This window comes from Massilia sp. Soil_C_3, assembly GCF_057657035.1.
On the sequence record NZ_JBDGJG010000010.1, the window covers coordinates 135,209 to 145,403 of the forward strand.

General features: G+C 63.3%; 7 protein-coding genes and 1 riboswitch. Of the genes, 3 read left to right on the forward strand and 4 right to left on the reverse strand.

The features are described 5' to 3' along the window. The first annotated feature begins 39 nt into the window (after positions 1–39). Positions 40–795: an L-asparaginase gene (locus tag AC3A6F_RS21025; protein WP_487684466.1), complete on the forward strand. Its 756-nt coding sequence runs from the start codon at positions 40–42 to the stop codon at positions 793–795. Here the strand turns inward: AC3A6F_RS21025 and AC3A6F_RS21030 are convergent, their stop codons facing one another. Then, positions 796–1,788: a D-2-hydroxyacid dehydrogenase family protein gene (locus AC3A6F_RS21030; RefSeq protein WP_487684468.1), complete on the reverse strand. Its 993-nt coding sequence runs from the start codon at positions 1,786–1,788 to the stop codon at positions 796–798. Between the two features lie 337 nt (positions 1,789–2,125). Between AC3A6F_RS21030 and AC3A6F_RS21035 the strand changes: the two genes are divergently transcribed. Then, on the forward strand, positions 2,126–3,994 hold the full coding sequence (locus AC3A6F_RS21035; RefSeq protein ID WP_487684470.1) for a phosphoenolpyruvate carboxykinase (GTP): 1,869 nt from the start codon (positions 2,126–2,128) through the stop codon (positions 3,992–3,994). Positions 3,995–4,098: 104 nt separating this feature from the next. On the opposite strand, the gene uvrA is transcribed toward AC3A6F_RS21035, so the two are convergent. Next, positions 4,099–6,948, reverse strand: coding sequence for an excinuclease ABC subunit UvrA (gene uvrA / locus AC3A6F_RS21040; protein WP_487684472.1), 2,850 nt, complete (start codon positions 6,946–6,948; stop codon positions 4,099–4,101). Between the two features lie 446 nt (positions 6,949–7,394). Between uvrA and ssb the strand changes: the two genes are divergently transcribed. Beyond that, positions 7,395–7,898 (forward strand): single-stranded DNA-binding protein, encoded by a 504-nt coding sequence (ssb, locus tag AC3A6F_RS21045; RefSeq protein WP_109345880.1) that lies wholly within the window; start codon positions 7,395–7,397, stop codon positions 7,896–7,898. A gap of 127 nt (positions 7,899–8,025) precedes the next feature. Here ssb and AC3A6F_RS21050 read toward each other — a convergent pair whose 3' ends face one another. After that, a complete protein-coding gene (locus AC3A6F_RS21050) occupies positions 8,026–8,409 on the reverse strand; it encodes a VOC family protein (protein WP_487684475.1) in 384 nt (127 codons plus the stop codon). Between the two features lie 66 nt (positions 8,410–8,475). Beyond that, on the reverse strand, positions 8,476–9,726 hold the full coding sequence (locus AC3A6F_RS21055) for an ROK family transcriptional regulator (protein ID WP_487684478.1): 1,251 nt from the start codon (positions 9,724–9,726) through the stop codon (positions 8,476–8,478). Positions 9,727–9,876: 150 nt separating this feature from the next. Continuing rightward, positions 9,877–10,096, forward strand: a riboswitch (cobalamin riboswitch). Positions 10,097–10,195: the final 99 nt, after the last annotated feature.

Here is a 10,195-nt window from a genome sequence, read left to right on the forward strand (position 1 = left end):
GTACACTCATTGTCTTTCTTCTCTACCTTTCCTCTGGCCATGAAAGCAGTTGCACCCGGCACCGTCATCTTCCACCGCCATCGCGGCTATGGCGTGATTACCCACGTCAACCTGCTCACTGGCTGGATCTCGGCGCGTTTCAACGACGAGGCGCGCGCCCTCGACCTGAACCTGTCGAGCGACGAAGTCCAGCACGCCGATGGCGAGCCCATCCTGTTCCGGCGCGCGCCGCCAGACCGCATGCCGCATGCGCGCCTGATGGCCGTGGTGCGCGCATTGCATGAAGCCGGCTACCAGAAGCTGTACCTGTACTCCTGGCCCAAGCCCTCGGGCCTGCACTGGCGCTGGCACCTGTTCACGGGGCCGCGCAACTGGATGCAGCGCACCTGGCGCGAAGGCTGGTATGGTTCGGGCGCCGACTACAACAACAATCCCGTCATGGGTTGGGGCGATGTGCCGGGCGCCACCACCGAAGAGCTGATCCACGCGCTGGCGAAGTTCGATCCGCAAGGGCTGGCGCAGGCGCTGGGCCGCGACGAAGACCACACCGCCTGGTTCGCGCAAGCCTGCGACCTGCTGCTGCCGGGATACATGTACAGTCTCAATATGGAACGTCCCGCGGGTGGCGGGCTGGTCGAGACGCCTGCGGTGCCGGTTGTGCCGGTACGGGCGGGCTTGAAAGGCTACAGCGGCCCCGACATCGGCTGGCCGCCAGGCTGGGCGGGACTCTGGACCGGCACCCACGTGATGCCGGCGCCAAAGATCAAGCTCACGGGCGAGCCCGAGCTGGGCTGATCAGCGCTTGCCCAGCGCTTCCGGATTGAGGATGTTCGCCGGCTCGCCTTGCGCGAATTTCACGATGTTCTCGAACGCCGCCTTGAAATAGATTTCGTAACTGTCTTTCTCGACATAGCCCAGGTGCGGCGTGGCCAGCACCGTCGGGATGCGCAGCAGCGGCGCATCCGGCGCCAGCGGTTCGCTGGTGAACACGTCCAGCGCCGCCGTGCCCGGACGCCCTTGCTTGAGGGCTCCCTCGAGTGCGCCCTCCGCCACCAGTTCGGCGCGGCTGGTGTTGACGAACAGCGCGTCCGGTTTCATGCGCGCCAGGTCGCTTGCCGTGACGGTGCCGCGCGTCGATTCCGCCAGCCGCAAATGCAGGCTCAGCACGTCGGCCTGCTCGAACAGCGCCTCGCGCGATGGCGCCGCCTCGAGGCCGTCGGCGATGGCCGCCGCGCGGCTGGCCTCGCTGCCCCAGACCAGCACCCGCATCCCGAAGGCGCGCGCATAGCCGGCCACGAGCTTGCCGATCTTGCCGTAACTCCAGAGGCCCAGGGTACGCCCGTGCAACACCCGTCCCACGCCATTGAGCGTCGGATTGATCGAGGCCGTCTGCCACAAGCCATCCTTCAGATTGTTTGCATACGGCACGATCTTGCGGCTGGCCGCCATGATCAGGGCCCAGGTCAGCTCGGCCGGCGCAAACGGCGAGCCGACGCCTTCGGCGATGGCGATGCCGTGCGCGGCTGCGGCGGCCACGTCGATATGGCCGCTGACCTTGCCGGTCTGCGAGATGAGCTTCAGGTTCGGCAGCTTCGCCAGCAAGGCCGGCGACAAGGCAGTGCGTTCGCGGATCAGCACCAGGGCGTCGAAAGGGGCCAGGCGGATCGCCAGCTGGCCCAGTCCACGAGTGGTATTACTGAAGACCTTGACCTCATGGCCATCGAGCAGTCGGAAGCAGTCAAGACCGCGTACAGCGTCTTGATAATCGTCAAGAATCGCGATTTTCATTGGTGTTATCAGAGTTATATCAGTTAAATGTAAACAAATAACAGGGTAGGGCATTTGCCCAAATAGCCTACTACATTACTAGGGAATTTCTCCTACTTTTTTGTAGTGAAAGGGCCCGTAAGACGGTTTTTGGGGTGTACAATCGGCGCAGAACTTACAGGAATGACACGTATCCAACGGTGCTCATGAGACGCACCGCTCAGCCTTGCCAGAGGCTGTCGACCCGACCGCTGACCCGACCGCTGTCCCACCGCGATCCTGACCAGGCCGCTTGCCCATGGACGATCCCGACCCAGCGATCCACCCGAATTCTTTATTGGCATTTGGAGGACTCCCCATGAACCAGCCCGTGATGGGCGGCGTTGCCGCACTGAACGTTCCAGCTTACCTCAAACATCAAAAGCTCATCAATTGGGTCGCGGAAATCGCCGCCCTGACCAAGCCTGACAGCATTTACTGGTGCGACGGTTCGGAAGAAGAATACGACCGCCTGTGCGCACAGATGGTCGAAGCGGGCACGATGAAGAAGCTCAACCCCGCCAAGCGCCCCAATTCCTACCTGGCCTGGTCCGATCCATCGGACGTGGCGCGCGTCGAAGACCGCACCTATATCTGCTCCGCCACCAAGGAGCAGGCCGGCCCGACCAACAACTGGATGGAGCCGGCCGAGATGCGCCGCACCCTGCACGGCCTGTTCGACGGCTGCATGGCCGGCCGCACCCTGTACGTGGTGCCGTTCTCGATGGGTCCGCTGGGCTCTCCAATCGCCCATATCGGCGTCGAACTGTCCGACTCGCCTTATGTCGCGGTCAATATGCGCATCATGACGCGCATGGGCAAGGCCGTCTACGACGTGCTGGGCCCGGACGGCGAGTTCGTTCCCTGCGTTCACTCGGTCGGCGCGCCGCTGGCTGCCGGCCAGAACGACGTCGCCTGGCCATGCAATGCCACCAAGTACATCGTGCACTACCCGGAAACCCGCGAGATCTGGTCCTTCGGCTCCGGCTATGGCGGCAACGCGCTGCTGGGCAAGAAATGCTTCGCCCTGCGCATCGCCTCGAACATGGGTTATCAAGAGGCGCAAGCCGGCGGCACCGGCTGGCTGGCCGAACACATGCTGATCCTGGGCGTCGAGTCGCCCAAGGGTGACAAACAATATGTCGCGGCAGCTTTCCCTTCGGCCTGCGGCAAAACCAACTTCGCGATGCTGATCCCACCGAAGACTTTCGACGGCTGGAAAGTGACGACCATCGGCGACGACATCGCCTGGATCAAGCCGGCGGCGGACGGCAAGCTGGTCGCGATCAACCCGGAAGCCGGCTACTTCGGCGTGGCGCCGGGCACCAATGAAAAGACCAATCCGAACTGCATGGCCTCGCTGCGCGAGAACGTGATCTTCACCAACGTGGCGCTGACCGACGACGGCGACGTGTGGTGGGAAGGCATGACGAAAGAAGCCCCGGCGCATCTGATCGACTGGCAGGGCAAGGACTGGACCCCGGCCTCCGGCAGCAAGGCGGCGCACCCGAATGCGCGCTTCACCGTGGCCGCAACCCAGAATCCGGTGATCGATCCGGCCTGGGACGATCCGGCCGGCGTGCCGATCTCGGCCTTCATCTTCGGCGGCCGCCGCTCGACCACGGTGCCGCTGGTGACCGAGGCCAATAACTGGGTGGATGGCGTTTACATGGCCGCGACCATGGGTTCCGAGACCACCGCCGCCGCCGCCGGCCAGATGGGCGTGGTGCGCCGCGATCCGTTCGCGATGCTGCCTTTCATCGGCTACAACATGAGCGACTATTTCCAGCACTGGCTGGATCTCGGCAAGAAAGTAGCCGCCATCAATCCAGCTGCGCTGCCGAAGATCTTCTGCGTCAACTGGTTCCGCACAGGCGAGGACGGCAGCTTTGTATGGCCGGGCTACGGCGACAATATGCGCGTGCTGAAATGGATACTCGACCGTACCGAGGGCAGCGCCGCCGCCGGCAACACGCACCTGTTCGGCACGTCGCCGTCGTATGGCGACCTGAACTGGGATGGCGTGGAGTTCACCGAAGCGCAGTTCACCCAGATCACGTCGATCGACAAGAACGCATGGGCCGAAGAACTGAAGCTGCACGGCGAATTGTTCGACAAGCTCGCCTACCGCCTGCCGCAAGAGCTGGTGGACACCAAGGCCCGCCTGGAGAAGCAACTGGCCGGCTGAGACCGGCCGAGTGGGGGAGAGGCCGCTATTCAAAGCGGCCATATAAAAAAGAACAGGGGCAACGCCAATGGCGTTGCCCCTGTTTTATTTGGATCGAACCGTTATCAAGCCTTGAGTAGCGGCTTCAGGTACTTGCCCGTCGGGCTGTCCTTGACCTTGGCCACTTGCTCCGGCGTGCCGCAGGCCACGATGGTGCCGCCGCCGGCGCCGCCTTCCGGCCCCAGGTCGACGATCCAGTCCGCGGTCTTGATCACGTCCAGGTTGTGCTCGATGATGGCGAGCGTATTGCCCTGGTCGCGCAGGCGGTGGATCACCTTCAGCAGCAGGTCGATGTCGGCGAAGTGCAGGCCGGTGGTCGGTTCATCCAGGATGTACAAGGTGCGACCGGTGTCGCGCTTGGACAGCTCGAGCGACAGCTTGACGCGCTGCGCCTCGCCGCCCGACAAGGTGGTCGCGCTCTGGCCCAGCTTGATGTAACCCAGGCCCACGTCCAGCAGGGTCTGGAGTTTACGCGCGATGACCGGCACCGGTTTGAAGAACTCGTGCGCATCCTCGACCGTCAAGTCCAGCACTTCGGTGATGTTCTTGCCCTTGTACTGCACTTCCAGCGTTTCGCGGTTGTAGCGCTTGCCATGGCAGACGTCGCACGGCACGTACACGTCCGGCAAGAAGTGCATCTCGACCTTGATCACGCCATCGCCCTGGCACGCTTCGCAGCGACCGCCCTTGACGTTGAACGAGAAGCGGCCGGCGCTGTAGCCGCGTTCCTTGGCGGTCGGCACGGTCGAGAACAGGTCGCGGATCGGCGTGAAGAGGCCCGTATAGGTCGCCGGGTTCGAACGCGGCGTGCGGCCGATCGGCGCCTGGTCGACCGAGATTACCTTGTCGAAGTGTTCCAGGCCGTGGATCGAGCTGTGCTCGGCCGGCTCGGTCTGCGAACCGTACAGGTGGCGCGACAGCGCCGGATACAGCGTGTCGTTGATCAGGGTCGACTTACCGGAACCCGAGACGCCCGTCACGCAAGTCATCAGGCCCACCGGCAAGGTCAGGGTCACATCCTTGAGGTTATTGCCTTTTGCGCCTGTGATCACCAGCTGGCGCGCCGGGTCGGCCTTGGTGCGCTTCTTCGGCACTTCGATCTTGCGCCGGCCGTCCAGGTACTGGGCGGTCACCGAATGCTCGTTGTTCATGATCTGCTCGAGCGTGCCTTCGGCAATGATCTGGCCGCCATGCACGCCCGCGCCCGGACCCATGTCGACGATGTAGTCGGCGGTGCGGATCGCGTCTTCGTCGTGCTCGACCACCAGCACGCTATTGCCGATGTCGCGCAAATGCTTCAGGGTGGCGATCAGGCGATCGTTGTCGCGCTGGTGCAGGCCGATCGACGGTTCATCGAGCACGTACATGACGCCGGTCAGGCCAGAGCCGATCTGCGAGGCCAGGCGGATACGCTGGGCTTCGCCGCCGGACAGGGTATCCGCGCTGCGATCGAGCGACAGGTAGTCCAGGCCAACATTGTTCAGGAACTTGAGGCGCGAAATGATCTCCTTGATCACGCGCTCGGCGATGTCCTTCTTGGCGCCAGTGAGTTCCAGGGTCTCGAAGAAATTCAGGGTTTCGCGCAAGGGGCGATCCGATACTTCGTAGATCGCGCGCTGCTGGGCGCCCTGGCCGATCTTGACGAACCGCGCTTCGGTGCGCAGGCGCGCGCCTTCGCAGGCCGGGCATTTCTTTTCATTGATGAACTTGGCCAGCTCTTCCTTGACCGCCATCGAATCGGTCTCGCGGTAGCGCCGCTGCAGGTTGTTGACCACGCCTTCGAAGGTATGCTCGCGGATCACGGTGCGGCCACGCTCGTTCACATAGCTGAACGGGATCGCGGTCTTGCCTGAGCCGAACAGCACGGCTTCCTGCGAAGTCTTCGGCAATTGCTCGAAAGGCTTGTCGAGGTCGAAATCGTAATGGGCCGCCAGGCTTTGCAGCATCTGGAAGTAGAACTGGTTGCGGCGGTCCCAGCCCTTGACGGCGCCGGAGGCCAGCGACAGGTGCGGGAAGGCCACGACCCGCTTCGGATCGAAGAACTCGATATGGCCCAGGCCATCGCATTCCTGGCAGGCGCCCATCGGGTTATTGAACGAGAACAGGCGCGGTTCCAGCTCTTGCAGCGAGTAGCCGCAAACATTACAGGCGAACTTGTTCGAGAAGACGGTTTCCTTCTCGGTATCCATCTCGTAGGCTACGGCGCGGCCATCGGCCAGGCGCAGGGCGGTCTCGAAGCTTTCGGCCAGGCGCTGCTTGATGTCCTGGTTCACCTTCACCCGGTCGATCACGACGTCGATGCTGTGCTTCTCGGTCTTCTTGAGCTTGGGCAGTTCATCGATTTCATAGATCTTGGCGGCATTGACGCCGCTGGCGATGCGGAAGCGCACGAAGCCCTGGGCCTGCATGGCCTGGAACAGGTCGCCGTGCTCGCCCTTGCGGCCGGCCACGACCGGCGCCAGGATCATCAGCTTGGTGCCTTCCGGCATGGCGAGCACGGCATCGACCATCTGCGACACGGTCTGGGCCGACAGCGGCTCATGCGGGTGCTGCGGGCAATACGGCGTGCCGACGCGCGCGTACAGCAGGCGCAGGTAGTCGTGGATCTCGGTGACGGTGCCGACGGTCGAGCGCGGATTGTGCGAGGTCGCCTTCTGCTCGATCGAGATCGCCGGCGACAGGCCTTCGATCAGGTCGACGTCCGGCTTTTCCATCAGCTGCAGGAACTGGCGCGCATAGGCCGACAGCGATTCGACGTAGCGGCGCTGGCCTTCGGCATACAGGGTGTCGAAGGCGAGCGACGACTTGCCCGAGCCCGACAGGCCGGTGATCACGATCAGCTTGTTGCGCGGCAGGTCGAGATTGATGTTCTTCAGATTGTGCGTGCGGGCACCACGAATGCGAATTTCTTCCATTAAGTTGGGCAGACTTTCTATCAGTTTTTGCGGGGCCGCAAACGCTACCAGCGCGGTAAGCGGGCCAATCGGGGAGAACCCGTAAGTGTAGCGCGTTTTTGTTTCGGCTGTACATCTATCCAGTAGTTGCTGTACCAGGGGTGCCAAATTGGCATACCACTTTGACAAGCGCAGGAAGGCCGGGTCTATGCTATGTGGGCCGATCCCCGGGCGCTTCAATGACAAAGCGTTCAGAACTGGAAAATAATTTTTCAGGGCAGTTATTTATCTGAATTAATCGACAACGAAACAGCCGATTCGATGGTGCGTCCGGACTGATGCCAGCCAACGAAAAGGATTGCTGAAATCGGGTGGCGGACCGCATAATAGTCAGCTGCAACACACCGTTCCCTGACGCCTAGAAATACGCAGAGTCAGGGCTTACCATACCCAGCAGGAGTAACACCATGGCATCAGTCAACAAGGTCATCATCGTCGGCAACCTCGGCCGCGATCCGGAAATTCGCTACATGCCGAGCGGCGACGCCATCGCGAACATCGCGGTCGCCACCTCGTATAAATCCAAAGACCGCAACACCGGCGAGCAGAAAGAGCTGACCGAGTGGCACCGTATTTCCTTCTTCGGCCGCCTGGCCGAAATCGTGGGCCAGTACCTCAAGAAGGGTTCGTCGGTCTACGTCGAAGGCCGCCTGCAGACCCGCAAGTACACCGACAAGGACGGCATCGAGCGCTACGCCACCGATATCATCGCTGAAAACATGCAGATGCTGGGCGGTCGCCAGGGCATGGGCGGCGACAGCATGGGTGGCGGCATGGGCGGCGGCATGGACGACGACTACTCGGCCCCGCAGCGTCCGGCTCCGCGCCAGGCGCCACCGGCCCCGGCCGCGCGTCCGCAGCCGAAACCGGCGCCGAACTTCTCGGATATGGATGACGACATTCCGTTCTAAGTCGTATTGGGCGAGATCAATCGTCGCTGCTTGACGAACCAGTAAAAAACCCCGCAAGCGATTGCGGGGTTTTTTCTTTAGCCGGGGTGCCCGGGCTGCCTGAGCCGATCCTGCACCTTTCAGCGCATCAGGCGCTATTGATGCTCAGGATATTTCCGTCAGGGTCTTTGAGCCACACGATCTTCAACTGGCCAGCAACATGGACGTCGCCCTCGCGCCGCAAGCCGCCCATGTCGTAATGCTCGAAGCGGGCGCCCTTGGCCTGCAGTGCGGCGACGATGTCGTCGAACCTGTCGCCCACATCCCAGGTGATGGCGGTCGCCTGGTTCGTGCCGGCATACTCCGAGCGGTAGACGAACACCCGTGCGTTGCCGCTCCGGTAGAGCGCCATATCGTCATCGCCGCCATCGCTGTCGACCTGCTTCAATCCCAGCACATTGCCGTAGAACTCTCTTGCCGCAGCCATATCGCGTACGCCGACTGTTGCGGCCGCATCCATATTCGCCAACATGATCGCCTCCATGGTGATGGTGGCGAATACTCTAGCGCGAACAGGTCCGGTACCGCGCACGCCTTGCTAGCGCCGGGCCGCCTTCAGGAACAATCCATGCGCCGGCGCGAAGTTCGCATGCAGCGGCAGGTAGGCCGCGCCGATGACCTTGGCCGTCATCCCGATCGTCCCCGCCATCACCAGCGGCCGCTCGGTGCCCTGCCAGCTGTAGCGCGTCATCTGCTCCTGCATCGCGGCGATCAGGCGTTCGAGCAGGGCGCGGCTGACGGCGCCGTCGACGATCACGCCATCCAGGTCGAGGAGGCAAGCCGCGCCGGTGACGCCGAAGGTGATCGCATTGGCGGCTTCCTCGATCCATTGCCGGGTCACGGCTTCCCATGGCCCGCTCAACAGGCGTTCGTCGCCGAACGCCAGCAGTTCCAGGCCGGCCTGGGCATGCATCTCTTCCAGCCGCACCAGCGAAGCCGCGCCGAGCAGCTGCGGCGCCACGCCGCGTTCGTCCGTGCCGGCCAGGCCCAGGGGCATCGAACCGATCGCGCCGGCATTGCCGAACTGGCCGCTGTGCGGCTCGCCGTCGATCACCAGGCCGCCGCCGACCAGGGTGTCGACGAACACGTACAGATAGCTTTTCAGCTTGCGTCCGCGGCCGGCCACCAGTTCGGCCACGCAGGCTGCGATCGTGTCCTTGGCGAAGTCGACGCGCAGCGGCGTCATGGCCTGCAGGCGCACGCGCACGTCGACCCGGCGCCAGGCTTTTGCCTCTTGCGGCAACAGGCTCTCCAGGCCGTGCCAGGTGCCCAGTGTGAGCGGGGCGGCCAGGCCGATGCCGGTCAGGCGAGGCGCCAGTTCCGGGCCGAGGAAGTCGTCCACCTCGCGCAGCCTCGCGTCGATGGCGGCGAACACCTGTTCCACCTCGGGGCTGGCGTAGGGCGTCGACGACTGCCAGCGCAGCGCGCCCGTGAAATCGAGCAGGACCACGTCCAGCGCGCGCCGGCCGATCTGGATCCCGATCGAGAACGCGCCTTCCGGATTCAGGGCGATCGGCTGCGACGGCTGGCCGACCTTGCCGCGCACCGCGTCGCGCTTGACCACCAGTTGCTCGTCCAGCAGGCGGTTGATGATCACCGAGGCGGTTTGGGTACTGAGCTTGGTCAGGCGCGCGACTTCGGCCTTGGGCAGGCTGCCATGGGTGCGGATCGCCTGTAGCACGACCCGCTCGTTGTACTCGCGCATGCCGACCTGGTTCGAGCCGACGCTGCGCAGCAGCGGCATGGTGGCGGGATCAAAGGCGGTAGGCGGTGCGTTATCGGGCGGCATGGCGCGGGCGTTCAAGGGGAGGGACGGCTGGAAGCCGCCAGTATAAATCCATTCCCGGTAAATAAACCCGTGCGATTTATTTTTCAGGGCAATCTCGATTGCGGAAGAAAAATAATGCGGTGACAACTGGTCGAACTTGGCGGTAGAATCGCGCCCAATCAAGTGAATGGTGCCTTCCTGCTCGTCTGCAGGGAGGTGAAACGGGAAGCCGGTGACGTGCGCGATAGCCATCGCGCGCCAGTCCGGCGCAGCCCCCGCTGCTGTAAGCCTGACGACTCCGATCGAACGCCACTGTGCCCTGTGCACGGGAAGGCAGGACCGGGGAAGGAAGACGGCGAGCCAGAAGACCGGCCATCCACGATGCATTCGTACGTCCCGGGGTGAGGGCGTGCCTGTTGGTTGTTCGCTGTTCCTTCTTTTGCTGCTCGTGCTATTCGCCTATGCGGTCGTGCGCCCTCGTGGCGTGCGC

What these genes read in the sequence shown, in the direction of transcription:
- AC3A6F_RS21025 (WP_487684466.1), top strand. Translation starts at nt 40, where the DNA reads ATGAAAGCAGTTGCACCCGGCACCGTCATCTTCCACCGCCATCGCGGC.
- AC3A6F_RS21030 (WP_487684468.1), bottom strand. Translation starts at nt 1,788, where the DNA reads ATGAAAATCGCGATTCTTGACGATTATCAAGACGCTGTACGCGGTCTT.
- AC3A6F_RS21035 (WP_487684470.1), top strand. Translation starts at nt 2,126, where the DNA reads ATGAACCAGCCCGTGATGGGCGGCGTTGCCGCACTGAACGTTCCAGCT.
- uvrA (WP_487684472.1), bottom strand. Translation starts at nt 6,948, where the DNA reads ATGGAAGAAATTCGCATTCGTGGTGCCCGCACGCACAATCTGAAGAAC.
- ssb (WP_109345880.1), top strand. Translation starts at nt 7,395, where the DNA reads ATGGCATCAGTCAACAAGGTCATCATCGTCGGCAACCTCGGCCGCGAT.
- AC3A6F_RS21050 (WP_487684475.1), bottom strand. Translation starts at nt 8,409, where the DNA reads ATGTTGGCGAATATGGATGCGGCCGCAACAGTCGGCGTACGCGATATG.
- AC3A6F_RS21055 (WP_487684478.1), bottom strand. Translation starts at nt 9,726, where the DNA reads ATGCCGCCCGATAACGCACCGCCTACCGCCTTTGATCCCGCCACCATG.